The sequence below is a fragment of the Streptomyces sp. P6-2-1 genome (assembly GCF_050613165.1).
In the GTDB taxonomy this organism is placed as follows: domain Bacteria; phylum Actinomycetota; class Actinomycetes; order Streptomycetales; family Streptomycetaceae; genus Streptomyces.
In genome coordinates, this window is sequence record NZ_CP192513.1 from 820,761 (window position 1) to 835,514 (window position 14,754).

Annotated in this window: 11 protein-coding genes; 2 read left to right on the top strand and 9 right to left on the bottom strand. The window is 75.0% G+C overall.

Annotated elements, in window-relative coordinates:
* The first annotated feature begins 143 nt into the window (after positions 1-143).
* Positions 144-1,484, top strand: coding sequence for a protein kinase domain-containing protein (locus ACQYWQ_RS03695; protein ID WP_431032424.1), 1,341 nt, complete (start codon positions 144-146; stop codon positions 1,482-1,484).
* 86 nt (positions 1,485-1,570) lie between these two features.
* On the opposite strand, the gene ACQYWQ_RS03700 is transcribed toward ACQYWQ_RS03695, so the two are convergent.
* The 9 genes from ACQYWQ_RS03700 to ACQYWQ_RS03740 form a co-directional block, all read right to left on the bottom strand.
* A complete protein-coding gene (locus ACQYWQ_RS03700) occupies positions 1,571-2,407 on the bottom strand; it encodes a TrmH family RNA methyltransferase (protein ID WP_431032425.1) in 837 nt (278 codons plus the stop codon).
* 35 nt (positions 2,408-2,442) lie between these two features.
* Positions 2,443-3,684, bottom strand: coding sequence for a uroporphyrinogen-III C-methyltransferase (gene cobA / locus ACQYWQ_RS03705; protein WP_431032426.1), 1,242 nt, complete (start codon positions 3,682-3,684; stop codon positions 2,443-2,445).
* 136 nt (positions 3,685-3,820) lie between these two features.
* Positions 3,821-7,588: a nicotinate-nucleotide--dimethylbenzimidazole phosphoribosyltransferase gene (cobT, locus tag ACQYWQ_RS03710; RefSeq protein ID WP_431032427.1), complete on the bottom strand. Its 3,768-nt coding sequence runs from the start codon at positions 7,586-7,588 to the stop codon at positions 3,821-3,823.
* 394 nt (positions 7,589-7,982) lie between these two features.
* A complete protein-coding gene (gene cbiE, locus ACQYWQ_RS03715) occupies positions 7,983-9,200 on the bottom strand; it encodes a precorrin-6y C5,15-methyltransferase (decarboxylating) subunit CbiE (protein WP_431032428.1) in 1,218 nt (405 codons plus the stop codon).
* Positions 9,201-9,422: 222 nt separating this feature from the next.
* Complete coding sequence (locus ACQYWQ_RS03720) at positions 9,423-10,082, bottom strand: GNAT family N-acetyltransferase (protein WP_431032429.1); 660 nt, start codon at positions 10,080-10,082, stop codon at positions 9,423-9,425.
* Between the two features lie 185 nt (positions 10,083-10,267).
* On the bottom strand, positions 10,268-11,125 hold the full coding sequence (locus ACQYWQ_RS03725) for a MetQ/NlpA family ABC transporter substrate-binding protein (RefSeq protein ID WP_431039053.1): 858 nt from the start codon (positions 11,123-11,125) through the stop codon (positions 10,268-10,270).
* Between the two features lie 152 nt (positions 11,126-11,277).
* On the bottom strand, positions 11,278-12,027 hold the full coding sequence (locus tag ACQYWQ_RS03730; protein WP_431032430.1) for a methionine ABC transporter permease: 750 nt from the start codon (positions 12,025-12,027) through the stop codon (positions 11,278-11,280).
* The gene (locus tag ACQYWQ_RS03735) at positions 12,024-13,073 is read right to left on the bottom strand and encodes a methionine ABC transporter ATP-binding protein (protein WP_431032431.1); all 1,050 of its coding nucleotides are present in this window, start codon (positions 13,071-13,073) and stop codon (positions 12,024-12,026) included. Before ACQYWQ_RS03735 ends, ACQYWQ_RS03730 begins: the two co-directional genes overlap by 4 nt.
* Before the next feature lie 409 nt (positions 13,074-13,482).
* Positions 13,483-14,127, bottom strand: a complete 645-nt coding sequence (locus ACQYWQ_RS03740; protein WP_431032432.1) for an HAD family hydrolase — start codon at positions 14,125-14,127, stop codon at positions 13,483-13,485.
* 264 nt (positions 14,128-14,391) lie between these two features.
* Between ACQYWQ_RS03740 and ACQYWQ_RS03745 the strand changes: the two genes are divergently transcribed.
* Complete coding sequence (locus ACQYWQ_RS03745) at positions 14,392-14,751, top strand: hypothetical protein (protein WP_431032433.1); 360 nt, start codon at positions 14,392-14,394, stop codon at positions 14,749-14,751.
* Positions 14,752-14,754: the final 3 nt, after the last annotated feature.

The following is a 14,754-nucleotide window of genomic DNA, read 5'->3' on the forward strand; positions in this document are numbered from 1 at the left end:
GCGGGTGAAGGGGCGTCACCGTGAGCGTCCTTCACCAGCGCGTCCCGCGAAGACAATCGTTCGGTCACGGAGGGCGCGGCCTCAGCGCGCACCGGCGCGTGGAAACGTAAGCTGTGGCTCGTCAGCAGTAACGGGCAGCGGGGATGGACATGACGATGATGCGGCTCCGGCGCGAGGACCCGCGTGTCGTCGGCTCGTTCAGGCTTCACCGGCGACTCGGCGCGGGCGGGATGGGCGTCGTCTACCTGGGCTCCGATCGCAAGGGCCAGCGCGTCGCGCTGAAGGTCATCCGCCCGGATCTGGCGGAGGACCAGGAGTTCCGCTCGCGTTTCGCCCGTGAGGTCTCGGCGGCCCGGCGCATTCGCGGAGGCTGTACGGCACGGCTCGTGGCGGCGGACCTGGAGGCCGAGCGGCCCTGGTTCGCCACGCAGTACGTACCGGGCCCCTCCTTGCACGACAAGGTCGCCGAGGAGGGTCCGCTGACGGCCGCCGAGGTGGCCGCCGTGGGCGCCGCGCTCTCGGAGGGGCTCGTCGCCGTGCACGAGGCGGGGGTCGTGCACAGGGACCTCAAGCCGTCGAACATCCTGCTCTCCCCCAAGGGCCCGCGCATCATCGACTTCGGTATCGCCTGGGCGACCGGGGCGAGCACCCTCACGCACGTCGGCACCGCGGTCGGCTCCCCCGGCTTCCTCGCGCCCGAACAGGTGCGCGGCGCGGCCGTCACACCCGCGACGGACGTCTTCGCGCTCGGTGCGACGCTCTCCTACGCGGCGACGGGGGACTCCCCCTTCGGGCAGGGCAGCTCGGAGGTCATGCTCTACCGCGTCGTGCACGAGGAGGCCCACCTGCGCGGCGTCCCCGACGCGCTCGCCCCGCTCGTGCGGGCCTGTCTCGCGAAGGACCCCGAGGAGCGGCCGAGCACGCTTCAGCTCTCGTTGCGGCTCAAGGAGATCGCCGCGCGCGAGACGCGGCATCCCGGCAGTGCGCGCGGCTCGGGGCAGCGGGAGGTCCTGGAGCGGCCGACCGGGCGCCTCGCCGAGCAGTACGCCGAGCAGGCGACGCAGCAGCGCCCGGTGACCCCGGCGCCGCGCGGCCGCAGGAGGCCGGAGGCCGCGGCTCCCGCGCAGGCCAAGCCGCGCGGCGAGCGTCCGGCTCCCGCACGGGAAGGGCGGGCGCAGACCGGCACGGGCGCGGGGCGCGGGGCGCGGCGTCAGGGCCCGGGCACGCAGGGCCCCGGCCCCGAGACCCGTCCCTCCCCCGCCGCCGAGCGGAGTGCCGTCGCGGGGCGTACGCCGCGTGCCACCGAGGGCAGGCAGCGGCGCCCGGGAGGCGCCCGGACCGACGGCAGGAGCCGCCCCGGCACCCGTACGGGCACGGGCCGCCGTCCCGCCAATCCACGCCTGCTGCGGCAGCGGCTCGTGGTCTTCTGCGTGGTCACGCTGATTGTCGCGCTGGGGATCATGCTGGTGCAGGGACTGGGCTGAGGGCACGGGGCTGAGGGTCCGCCCTGCTGCCCGCCGGTAGTCGGTCTTCCGGCGGGGGCACCTCGCGGGGCTCCGGGCCCCACTCGTCAGATGCCGGACGGTCCGGCTTCGTCGCCGTTCGTCGCTCGCGTCGCGTAGAAGACCACCGCTGTCGCCGCCGCGACGTTCAGCGAGTCGATGCCCGCGCCCATCGGGATGCGGACGTGCACATCGGCCGCTTCGAGCGCCGCCGGAGTCAGGCCCGGGCCCTCGCTGCCGAAGAGGAGGGCGAGGCGGGGGTCCTCGCGGGCGACGAGGGCGTCGAGGGTCAGGGAGCGGTCCGAGAGGCAGAAGGCGGCGAGGGTGAATCCGGCCCGCTTGATGGTGTCCGCGTCCTTCGGCCAGTTCTCCAGGCGCGCGTACGGGAGGGAGAAGACGGCGCCCATCGAGACCTTCACCGCGCGGCGGTAGAGCGGGTCGGCGCAGCGCGGTGTGAGGAGCGCGGCGTCGACGCCGAGTGCCGCGGCGTTGCGGAAGGCGGCGCCGAGGTTCGCGTGGTCGACGAGGTCTTCGAAGACGGCGACGCGGCGCGCGCCCGCGAGGACGTCGGCCGGGGCGGGCAGCGGAGTGCGGTGGAGCGAGGCGAGGGCTCCGCGGTGCACGTGGTAGCCGGTGACCCGCTCGGCCGTCTCGGGGCTCACGACGAAGACGGGTGCCTCGCTCGCCTCGATCACGTCGGCCATGTACGGCAGCCACTTCTCCGTGAGCAGCATCGAGCGCATGCCGTGCCCGGCTGCCAGGGCCCGGCGCACGACCTTCTCGCCCTCGGCGATGAAGAGCCCCTCCTCCGGCTCGCGGCGGCGGCGCAACTGGACGTCGGTGAGCGAGGTGTAGTCGCCGAGCCGGGGGTCGGCGGGGTCGTCGACTCGTTCGGGTACTGCCACGGTGTGCCGCCTTGGGTCGTGCGTACGAGGGTCTGTCAGGCGCCGAGGGCCGCGACGGCGCCGACGACGACGACGGCCGGGGGGCGGACGTCGTGCGCGCGGGCGGTCTCGGCCGCTGTCGAAAGGTGCGCGTCGACGCGGCGCTGGGCCGCCGTGGTGCCCTCCTGGATCAGCGCGACGGGGGTCTCGGGGTCGCGGCCGTGGCGCACGAGTGCCTCGGCTATCGCGCCGAGCTTGTCGACCCCCATGAGGATCACGAGCGTGCCGCGCAGCCGGGCGAGGGCGGGCCAGTCGACGAGCGAGCGCGGGTCGTCGGGCGCGACGTGCCCGCTGACCACGGTGAACTCGTGGGCGACGCCCCGGTGCGTGACGGGGATGCCGGCGGCCGCGGGGACGCTGACCGCGCTGGAGATGCCGGGGACGACGGTGCAGGGGATGCCGGCGGCGGCGAGCGCCTGGGCCTCCTCCATGCCGCGCCCGAAGACGAAGGGGTCGCCGCCCTTGAGCCGTACGACGGACCTGCCCGCCTTCGCGTGCGTGACGAGCGCCTCGTTGATCGCCTCCTGCGCCATCGCGCGCCCGTAGGGGATCTTCGCCGCGTCGATGACCTCGACGTGCGGCGGGAGTTCGGCGAGGAGGTCGCGGGGCCCGAGCCGGTCGGCGATGACGACGTCGGCCTCGGCGAGGAGGCGACGGCCGCGCACGGTGATGAGATCGGGGTCGCCCGGGCCGCCGCCGACGAGGGCGACCCTGGGTGTGTCACCGGCCGCCCGCCTCGGCACCGCGACGCGGCCCTCGTCCAGGGCGCGCAGGAGCGAGTCGCGCACGGCGGCGGTACGGCGCGGGTCGCGCTCGGCGGGCTCGGTGGTGAGCACGGCGACGGTGACGCCGGCGCTGTGCCCCGTGGCGGGGGTCCAGGCGCTCGCCGCGTCGGCGTCGTCGCTGCGTACGCACCACACGCGGTGCTCCTCGGCCTCGGCGGATGCGGCGGCGTTGGTGGCGTCGTCGTCGGTCGCGACGATCGCGTACCAGGCGTCTTCGAGGTCGCCCGCGCGGTAGGGGCGGCGCTCCCAGCGGATCTCGCCCGCCGCGGCCATCGCCTCGACGGACGCGGTCGCCGAGGGAGAGACGAGGAGGACGTCGGCGCCGGCCGTGAGGAGGGCCGGGAGCCTGCGCTGGGCGACCTGGCCGCCGCCGAGTACGACGACCTTGCGGCCCGCGAGGCGGAGTCCGGCGGGGTAGGCGGGGTGGGTGACCTCGGTGACGGCGGAGGGCATGGCGGAGCGGCTCCTTGGGGCGGGGGAAGGCGGTGCGGCGTCGCTCCGCGGGGGCCAGCTTAATGCGGGTGGGACCGGCGCCCGATGGGTGCGCCGGGGGTGGGCGGCGCGGGGGTGCCGCACCGCCCACCAGGGACTACTTCTCGGTGACGCCCGCCGAGTCGAAGGTCGCGACCTCGTGCATCGCGCGCGCCGCGCTCTGCACGAGGGGCAGGGCGAGGAGAGCCCCCGTGCCTTCGCCGAGGCGGAGGTCGAGGTCGACGAGGGGGCGCAGGCCGAGGCTGTTGAGCGCGGCGACGTGACCGGGTTCGGCGCTGCGGTGGCCCGCGATGCACGCGGCCAGGACCTCGGGGGCGATCGCGCGGGCGACGAGGGCCGCCGCTCCCGCGCTCACTCCGTCGAGGATGACCGGGGTGCGCAGCGAGGCGCCGCCGAGGAGGAGCCCCGCCATCGCCGCGTGCTCCAGGCCGCCGACCGCGGCGAGCACGCCGACGGGGTCGGCGGGGTCGGGGCGGTGCAGGTCGAGCGCGCGGCGGATGACGTCGACCTTGTGGGCGTGCATCTCGTCGTTGATGCCGGTGCCGCGCCCGGTGACCTCGGCCGGGTCGGTCCCTGTGAAGACGGAGATGAGCGCCGCGGAAGCGGTCGTGTTGGCGATGCCCATCTCGCCGGTCAGGAGGGCCTTGTTGCCCGCGGCGACGAGGTCCCTGGCGGTCTCGATGCCGACCTCGATCGCGGCGGTGACGTCCTCGCGGCTGAGCGCGGGGCCCACCGTCATGTCCGCCGTGCCCGCCCGTACCTTGCGCGGCAGCAGCCCGGGCGTGGGCGGCAGTTCGGCCGCGACGCCGACGTCCACGACGCACACCTCGGCGCCGACCTGCTTGGCGAAGGCGTTGCAGACCGCGCCGCCGCCGAGGAAGTTGGCGACCATCTGCGCGGTCACCTCCTGGGGCCACGCGGTGACGCCCTGGGCGTGCACGCCGTGGTCGCCCGCGAAGATCGCGACGGCCGCCGGTTCGGGGATGGGCGGCGGGGAGACCCGCGAGAGGCCGCTGAGCTGCGCGGAGATGATCTCCAGCATCCCGAGCGCCCCCGGCGGCTTCGTCATCCGCTTCTGCCGTTCCCACGCCTCGCCGAGCGCCTTCGCGTCCAGCGGGCGGATGCGCCGCACGGTCTCGGTGAGCAGATCGGCGGGTTCGGCGCCGGGGAGTACGCGGCGGCCGTACGTCTCCTCGTGCACGACCCAGGAGAGCGGGCGCCGCTTGGACCACCCGGCCTGCGTCAGCTCGGGCTCGTCGGGGAACTCGTCGACGTACCCGACGCACAGGTACGCCACGACCTCCAGGTGCTCGGGCAGGCCGAGCGCGCGGACCATCTCGCGCTCGTCGAAGAAGCTGACCCAGCCGACGCCGAGGCCCTCGGCGCGCGCGGCGAGCCACAGGTTCTCGACGGCGAGCGCGGAGGAGTACGGGGCCATCTGCGGCTGCGTGTGGCGGCCGAGGGTGTGCCTGCCGCCGCGTGTCGGGTCGGCGGTGACGACGATGTTGACGGGCGTGTCGAGGATCGCCTCGATCTTCAGCTCCCGGAACTGCTTCGCACGGCCCTTGGGGAGCGAGGCGGCGTACGCGTCGCGCTGCTTCTCGGCGAGTTCGTGCATCGCGCGCCGGGTGTCCTCGGAGCGGATGACGACGAAGTCCCAGGGCTGCGAGTGCCCGACGCTGGGCGCGGTGTGCGCGGCTTCCAGGACGCGGAGCAGCACGTCGTGCGGGATCGGGTCGGAGCGGAAGCCGTTGCGGATGTCGCGGCGCTCGCGCATGACGCGCAGCACGGCTTCGCGCTCGGCCTCGTCGTACCCGGGCGCGGGCGGCCCTGCGGGGGCCTCGGGCGCGACGGGGGCGGGGGCGGCCTCGTTCGTGGCAGTGGTCTCGGGCGCGGCCTCCACCTCGGGCGCGGCCTCCGCCTCGGGCGCGGGCTCGCGCGTCGTGGGCTCGGTGGCCTCGGGCTCGGGTGGCGTGGCGGCGCCGGACGGGCCCTGCTCGTCCTGGGCGACCTCGGGCACGTCCTCCGGGTCCTGCTCGCCCACGGTCCCGGCGGGGCTCGGCCAGTGCGCGGCCCCGACGGGCGTGCCGGGGAGGTGGGGCAGGGGGGCGGGCGGGGTCATGGCGTGGGCGGCGGGGGGCTCTTCGGCCGCGGGTTCCGCCGTGGTGGGCTCGGGAGCCACCGGCTGAGCGGTCTCCGCCGGGGCGGCGGGCCGCTCGGCGGAGGGCTCCTCGGCGAGGGGCCGCTCCGGTACGGGCTGCTGTGCGGCCGCGACGGACGGCTCGGCGGCGGACGGCTCGGCGGGCAGCTCAGCGGGCTCGGAGGTCTCGGCGGGCTCGGGCGTCTCCGGCGCGGGAGCCTCCTCGGCCGTGGCGGGAGCCGCCTGCTGCGCGGGAATCGCCACGGCCGGGCCGGGCACCTCGGCTCCGGCGGGCGCCGCCGAGGGCTCGGCGGCCGCTTCGGCAGGCACGGGCTCCGCGGCGACGGAGGCAACAGGGTCGGCAGGGGCGACGGGGTCGACAGCGCCCGCGGCGGCGACAGACTCGGCGGGCGCGACCGGCGCGGGTCCCGCCTCGGGCGTCCGCTCGGCGGCAGGTTCGGCCACGGGGGCGGGCTCCGGTTCGGCCAGCGGTTCCTGCTCGGCGGCCTGTTCGGGTACCGCGGCCGGCCCGGCCACGACGGCCGCCTCCGCCGAGGCGGCCTGATCCGCCACCGCCGCTTCGGCCTCGCGACCCGGCGCCGCTTCCCCGGCGGACTCCGGCCCGGCGGCCTGCCGTGCCTCCGCTTCGGCGGCGGACGGCGCGGCGGCCACCTCGGCGGGAGCGGCCTGCGACTCCACGGCGGGCGCGGTCCGCAGAGTCTCCTCGGCCTCCTCGGCCTCGGGCGAGGCGACGGCGACGGCGTCGGCCACGGGCTGCCACCCCGTCACATCCTGCGCGACCGCCGCCGGGGCGGGGGGCTGCGCGGGAACGGTCGTCCATCCCGTACCGCTGTGAGTCGTCGCGTACTCGGGGCGCGGGGCGGCGGGGCCCCGGTCGGCGAGCGTGCGGACCGGGCTGTTGCGCGGGTCGGGGAGCGCGGGGCCCATGTGAAGCGGACGGCGCTGGGGCGCCTGGGCGGGCGCGGCGGCGGCCCGGACGGCCGAGAGGTCGACGGCGCCGCTGTCACGGCCGTCGGTCTCGTGCGGCTCGGGCGCGTGCGGCTGCGCGGAGGCGTCCTCGAAGGCGGGAACGTCCACCGCCTGGTTCTCCGCCACCTGGTTCTCCACCACCTGGTTCTCCGCCGCCTGGCTCTCCGGCGCCTGGCTCTCCGCCACCGGGGCTTCCTCGGCCCGGGCTTCGGGAGCGGCCTCGGCGGCCGCGCCCCCGGTGGCCTGCGGCTGGGGGACGGCGAAGACCTCCGGCCCGGCGAACCCCTCGGTCCCGGCATATCCCTGGACGTGCTCCGGCGTCACCGCGAGGCCGTCCGGATTCGGCTGCTCCAGCGGGGCGACGGGCGCGGCGACCGGTACGGGCGACACCGGAGCCGGCTGCGGGAGCGGGGCCACGGGCACGGCCTGCGCGGCCGCCTGCGGTACGGCGCCGTCGGCGAGGGGCGCCGCGTAGCCGCCCACCGCCTCCGTGCCGGGCAGCCCGGCCCCGTAACTCCCCTGCGCGCTCCCCTCGGTGCCGGGCCCCTGGTAGGGCGCCTGCACCGGCTGGGCGAGTACGGGCTGTGCCTCGGTCCAGGCACCCTGCGCGCCCGGCATGAAGAGGAGGTCGTCGTCCTCGGCCGGAGCTGCGGCGTACCCCTGGTACGGGTACGGGCCCGGCTGTGCCGCAGCCTCCGGCTGCCCCTCGGCCGGGCCCTTGCCGGTGTCCGTCATGCGTACCCCTCGCCCACGTGTCAGCTGTTTCGCTTGTCTCCGGTCGTACCGGCTTCCCGTGCCTTCCGGGACCTGCCGCCGACGGCCGGGTCCTTCCGTCGCTCACCGGCAGGCCCTTCGGCCTCCCACGGGGAGCAACGAGCGCACGCGCCCTGCGGCACGATGCGGGCAGAACCCTGCCGTCCCGGGGCATTCTCCCGGTCCCGGCACGGTTGTGACGGCCACTTTCCGCCACAGTCGGCTGTGGACTGCGCCACGTCGGCGCGCGCCCGCCCCTCAGGGCCCCGGATCACGGGGCCGACCTGGGGTTTACGGGCCGGTTCGGGGTGCCGGGGGCAGCTCGGAAAGCTGTACGACGATCGGCCAGCCTACCCCGCTGGCTGTGGCCACTGGTTCACGGGGCGCGATCAGGACGGTGGGCGGAAAGGAGAAACACGACGGTACGTTCGGTTTCGGTCCACTCCCCCACATCGAGGGCGACCGACTGGAGCAGCGCGCACTCGACGGCGTAGCCGTGCTCGGCCAGGGTGCGGCCGAGCAGTTCGGCCTCGTCGCGGGTCCCGGCGTGGGTGACGATCGCGGCCGGGCGGCGGTCGGCGACGGCGGAGACGACCGGTTCGCCGCCGCCTCCGACCCGTACGACATCGGGTTCGGGCAGGTCTTCGAGTATGTGCGGGGCGCTGCCGTGCACGACCTGTACACGGGCGCCGAAGCGGCGGGCCGACGCGGTGGTGCGGGCGCAGGCGTCCGGGTCGGCGTCGACGGCGAGCACGGCGGCCCCGAAGCGGGCCGCCTCCGCGGCGAAGGCCCCGGTCCCCGAGCCGATGTCCCACACGAGGTCGCCGGTACGCGGGCCGAGACGGGCCAGCTGGGCGGCGCGCAGCTCGCGGGCCTCACCCTCCAGGGGCTCCCCCGTCCCGTACTCGCGCGCGGGAAGCGCCCAGCCGCGCACGGGACCGCCGGGGTCGCGACCCGCGATCCAGCCGTTGTCGGTGCCGCCCGCGGCGGCGTTGCCGCCGATGACGATGACGACGTTGGGATCGCGCCAGGCGTGGTCGGCCGCGCGGTCCGATGTCACGACGGTGATGCGTTCGCGCGCGGTGCCGAGTTCCTCGCAGATCACGAAGGTGCGGTGCACGCCTTCGAGGAGCAGGCCGAGTTCGGCGGGGCCCGCGCCCGGCGAGGTGAGGACGGCGACCTTGGGGTGGGCGCGGCAGACGTTGACGGCGCGGCGCAGGGTGCGCGGGTGGGCGACGACGACCTGGGCGTCCTCCCAGGGCATCCCGGCGCGCGCGAAGGCCGAGGCGACGGCGGAGACCGCGGGCACGACCTCGACCTCCAGTCCGTGCTCGCCGGCGCGCAGGGCGCGGACGACGCCGAAGAAGCCGGGGTCGCCGTCGGCGAGCACGACGGCGCTGCCCCGGTGGAGGGCGATGCGGCGGGCCGCGAGGTGGACGCTGCCGAGCCTGATGCGCTCGGCGTCCCGCGGTACTTCGGGGAGGGCGAGGTGGTGGGCGGCCCCGGCCACGAGCGTCGCGGCGCCGAGCGCGGAGCGGGCCGCCTCGGTCAGCGGCGAGCCGTCCCAGCCGATCACCGTGACCCGGTCGGCCATCTTCGTGAGTCTCCTGTGGGTGTGGGCTGAGCGGGGGCCCGGTGAGGGTGCGGGGCCGTACGGGCAGGGGTGAGCGTACCGGTCGCCCCGTGGCCTCGCACGCGTGTCCGGGTGGGGGCCGTGCGCGCGGTGCCCGCGCGCCGGGACGGGCGCGTCCCCCTCAGGCCCATTCCCGCGCCGGACCGGTGCGCCCGCCGGGCGCGTACGCCCCTCCTGCCGCCGTCAGTTCCAGTCCGCGTAGGCGCGGACCGGGCCGTGCCCGGAGCGCGTCTCCTCGTGGACGGCGGGGGCGTCGAGGTCCTCGTCGAGGTCCTCGGGGAGCAGGCTCCAGACGATGAGGTCGGTGCGGCTGGGGCGCAGGACACCCGTGGCGTCGCGGTGCCTGGCTATCCAGGCGCCGCGCAGCACGCCCTCGCTGACGCAGCCGATGCGCTGCGCGACCTGCTGCGCGGCCGTGTTGTCGGCCGCGGTGCGCAGTTCGACGCGGGCGAAGCGCTGGCCGGTGAAGAGCCACTGCGCCATCGCGAGCGCCGCCTCGGCCGCGTAGCCCTCGCCGCGCGCCCAGGAGGCGGTGACGCAGGAGAGTTCGGTGGCCCGCAGGTCCCAGTCGGTGCGGCTGAGCCGGACGAGGCCGACGAGGCGCTGGGTGAGGAACTCGGTGACGGCGAGGACGAGTCCGTCACCGCCGAGCCGCGCGCCGGGGGCCTGATGGGCGATCCAGTCGCGGGCGTGGGCGGGCGTGAGGGGGTGCGGGAGCGTGGTCCAGGCGGCCACGGGATCGTCGTTCATCATGTCGGCGCAGGCGGCGGCGTCGTCGGCTTCGAAGGGGCGCAGGACCAGCCGCTCGGTACTGAGGGAGACATCGGGGAAGAGGGAAGTCATGCGCCGCTCCGTGATGGTCGGGCCTGGTCGGTGTCTTCGGCGGCCCGCGGGGCCGCTGTGCCGGGTGGTCCAGCATGCAGCATGGGGCCAGGGGGGCGCACCACCGGGGCACGCGAAGGCCCCGGCCCCGCCCGCAACGGGGTCGGGGGCCGGGGCCGTCGGGCGCGTACGGCTGTGTGCCGTGCTCAGAAGGCCGGGATGACCGAGCCCTCGTACTTGTCCTCGATGAACTTCTTCACCTCGGGCGAGTGGAGGAGCTTGGCGAGCTTCTTCACGCGCGGGTCGCTCTCCTTGCCGTCCTTGACGACGAGGAGGTTCGCGTACGGGTTGTCCTTCGCCTTCTCCAGGACGAGCGCGTCCTTCGCGGGCTTGAGGCCCGTCTCGACGGCGTAGTTGCCATTGATGACGGCGGCGTCGACGTCGTCGAGGGAGCGCGGGACCTGCGCGGCCTCCAGCTCCTTGAAGGAGATGTTCTTCGGGTTCTTCGCGATGTCCGAGGGGGTCGCGTCGTCGCCCGCGCCGGACTTGAGCGTGATGAGCCCGTTGCCTTCGAGGAGCTTGAGCGCGCGGGCCTCGTTGGTGGCGTCGTTGGGGAGCGCGACGGTCGCGCCCTTCTTCAGCTCGTCGAGGCTCTTGACCTTGTGCGAGTAGGCGCCGAGGGGCTCCAGGTGCACGGCGGTCACGGGGACGAGGTCGGTGCCGTTCTTCTTGTTGAAGTCGTCGAGGTACGGCTTGTGCTGGAAGAAGTTGGCGTCGACGGAGCCGTCCTGCGTCGCGGTGTTGGGGGTCACGTAGTCGGTGACCTCCTTGACCTTGAGCTTGAGCCCTTCCTTCGCGGCCAGGTGGTCCTGGACGTACTTCAGGATGTCGGCGTGCGGGGTCGGGGACGCGGCGACGACGAGCGCCTTGTCGCTGTCGCCCGAGCCGCTCTTGGCGGAGTCGTCGTCGGAGCCGCAGGCGGCGAGCCCGAGGCCGAGTGCCCCGGCGACGGCGACGGCGGTGGCGACGCGGGTGGTACGGCGGGTGGCGGTGCGGGTGCTGATGCCGCGGGTGTGGTTACGCACGAAAAGTGCCTTTCTCGGTGGTGCCGCTCCCCGCGGACGCGGGGAGGTGGTGCGGTGGTGGTCCGTGGGCCGGGGAGGGCGGGCGTCGCGAAGGTCCCGGGGTGCGCCCGGGCGGCGGTCGGCGGTTGCCCTCAGGCGGCGTCGGCGGTGTCCCGTACCTCTGCCGCCTTCGCGGGGGTACGGGGCCGCAGGAAGCGGAGCGCGGGTACGGGTCCGGAGCGGCCGCCCCTGTCGTGGAGCGCGCGGGCCGCGAAGTCGCCGAGGAACTGGATGACGGAGATGACGACGGCGAGGATCGCGACGGTCACCCACATCAGCCCGGTCTCGAAGCGCTGGAAGCCCTCGCGGATCGCGATGTCACCGAGGCCGCCCGCGCCGACCGTGCCCGCCATCGCGGAGTAGCCGATGAGCGTGACGATCGTGGTGGTGGCGCTGGAGACGAGCGAGGGCAGCGACTCGGGTACGAGGACCTTGCGGACGACGGCCCACGTCGTGCCGCCCATCGACTGCACGGCCTCGACGAGCCCGTGGTCGACCTCGCGCACCGCCGTCTCGACGAGGCGCGCGTAGAAGGGGATGGCGCCGATCGCGAGGGGCACGATCGCGGCCTCGCGGCCGATCGTGGTCCCTGTGAGCCAGCGCGTGAAGCCCATGAGGGCGACCATGAGGATGATGAAGGGCATCGAGCGGGCGATGTTGACGAGCTGCCCGAGCACCTTGGAGAGCACGGCGTTCTGGAGCAGCCCGCCGCGGGCGGTGAGCACGAGCAGGACGCCGATGGGCAGCCCGAGCGCGACGGCGATGAGCGTCGACCAGCCGACCATGTACAGGGTGTCCCAGCTCGCCTGGCTCAGCAGCGGCCGCATCTCGGACCAGCTCATCGGGCCGCCTCCTGCTTCTCGATCGTCGTGAAGGACCCGGCCTCGTGGTGCACGGGCTCGACCTGGAGCCCCTGCTCGCGCAGGAAGCCGATGGGCACGACGTTCTCCTCGTACCGCCCCGGCAGTTCGATGCGCATCCGGCCGACCTGGCGACCGGCGACGGTGTCCATCGCGGCGCCGAGGATCGAGATGTCGATGTTGTACGTACGGGAGAGCTGCGAGATCACCGGGCGGCTCGCCGAGTCGCCGTGGAACGTGACGTCGATGACGGTGCGCGCGGGGCCGCCGCGCTCGCCGCTCAGGGGGAAGAGCGCGGCGGCGAGCGCGGAGTGCGGCGTGGCGAGGAGTTCGTCGAGCGTCCCGGACTCGGTGATGCGGCCCTTCTCCATGAGCGCGGCCGAGTCGCAGACGGTCTTGACGACGTCCATCTCGTGCGTGATGAGGAGGACGGTGAGACCGAGTTCGCGGTTGAGGGAGCGCAGCAGCTCAAGGACCGAGCGGGTCGTCTCGGGGTCGAGCGCGCTGGTCGCCTCGTCCGAGAGGAGGACCTTGGGGTCGCCCGCGAGGGCGCGGGCGATACCGACGCGCTGCTTCTGGCCGCCGGAGAGCTGGGCCGGATAGGCGTTCGCCTTGTCGCCGAGGCCGACGCGTTCGAGCAGTTCGCCCGCCTTCGTGGCCCTGGCGCGGCGGCTGTGCCCCAGTATTTCGAGCGGCAGTTCGACGTTGTCCCGCACCGTGCGCGAGGAGAGCAGGTTGAAGTGCTGGAAGACCATGCCGATGCGGCTGCGCGCGGCGCGCAGTTCGCGGCTCGCCCGGCTGCCGCGGCCCTGGAGCGCGGTGAGGTCCTGGCCGTCGACGAGGACGGTGCCCGACGTGGGGCGCTCCAGCATGTTGACGCAGCGGATGAGGGAGGACTTCCCGGCGCCGCTCTGGCCGATGACGCCGAAGACCTCCCCCTCGCGTACGTGCAGATCGACGCCGTCGAGCGCGGTGAGGTCACGGCCGCCCGACCGGTAGACCTTGGTGAGGTCCTGGGTGGTGATCACGGGGGTGTCCCTGGGATGTCGAGTGCGCGGCGGTGTTCACCGGCACGGGTAGTGCCGTGCGCGGGGCACGGTGCTGAGGGGGGCGGGACCTGTCGCCGCTTCCGGGTCCGGGCAGGCCGGGGCCGTGGGGCGGCAGGGGTTCAGGTCCGGGGCAGGCGCGGCACGTACCCGCTCAGGGGGTACGGCTTCGCGGTGCTGCCGGTCTCGCTTCGGGGCGCGAGGCGGGGACCCTCAGAAGGCACACATTCGACACATACGGCGAGCACCGGGCGTCTGGTTCGCCTCGGTCGCTGGGATGCGTGCGCTCGTCGTGGTCATGAAGCCAGTTAACCAGACGCGTGGCGGTGCCCCCTCCGCCGGTCCGTATCGCGGACACCTACTGCCCAGTACCCGGACGGGGGGACGCGCCTCAGTCCTCGGTCACGATCTCCAGGAAATCGCCGTTGACCTGCACGGACACCGCCGACAGGTCCGGCACGACGGCGTCGGCGGTCAGCTCGACGCGCGGATACGTTGTGGTCAAGGCCACGGTCCGCATCCCGGCCGCCTGGGCGGAGCGCAGGCCGACAGGGGCGTCCTCGAAGACGACGCAGTCCTCGGGCGCGAAGCCGAGCTTCGCCGCGCCGAGCAGGTAGGGCTCGGGGTCCGGCTTGCCGCGCGTGATGTCGTCGGCGGCGACGAGGGTACGGGGATGCAGGCCGAGGCCCGCGAGACGGGCGCGGGCGAGCCTGCGGCTCGCCGAGGTGACGACGGCCCAGCGCCCGGCGGGGAGCCCGGAGAGCAGGTCGGCGGTGCCTGGCAGCGCCTCGGTGCCCTCGGCGTCGGCGACCTCCAGGTCCTCGATCCGCCGGGTCGCCTCGGCCACCTTCTCCGGGGGCAGGAGGTCGGCGACGATCTCGGCGGACGGGCGCCCGTGCAGCTCGATCCGCGCGAAGTCGGCCTCGGTGACCCCGTACTCGACGGCCCACTGGGTCCAGCAGCGGCGCACGGAGCGGAGCGAGGACATGAGGGTGCCGTCGTTGTCGAAGAGGAGGGCGCGGGCCTGGAGCTTCATGACGGCGAGCCTAGTCGCGGGGGACGGCGGCGGCGCGGGGTGGGGGCGGCGGGCGATGGGGACGCGGGCAATGGGGGCGCGGGCGACGGGGTGGCAGGGGGTGCGCGGGGCGCGTACGGCGCGGGGAGGCGTGCGGCGCGGGGCGCGTGCGGCGCGGGGAGGCGCGGGGCGGCGGTCCGGTGGCGCGGAGCCGGTCCGCGCGGCCGCCGTGCCAGGGGCGGGCCGCTTTTCGGGCGGAATGGGGGCCGTAATAGGGTCTGCCGCATGTTCGATGCCCTGACGATCGCGACCGCCGTCGCCGCGCTCGCGCTCGCCGCCTGGTGCGGGCACGCCTTCGCCAAGGACCAGCCGACGAAGGACTGGCACTTCATCGGGGTGGCGCTCGTCTCGCTGCTCGCACTCGTGCAGCTCGTCATCGGCATCGTCCAGCTCGCGCGCGGCGAGAACCCGGACCAGGGCACGGTGATCTTCGTGGCCTACCTCGTGGGGGCCGCGCTGTGCGTCCCGCTCGCCGGGTTCATGTCGCTCACCGAGCGCAGCAAGTGGGGCTCGATGACGGTTCTGGCCGGCGGCGTCGTCCTCGCGGTTCTCGAAGTCCGGCTCTACGACATCTGGGGTGGCTGAGCG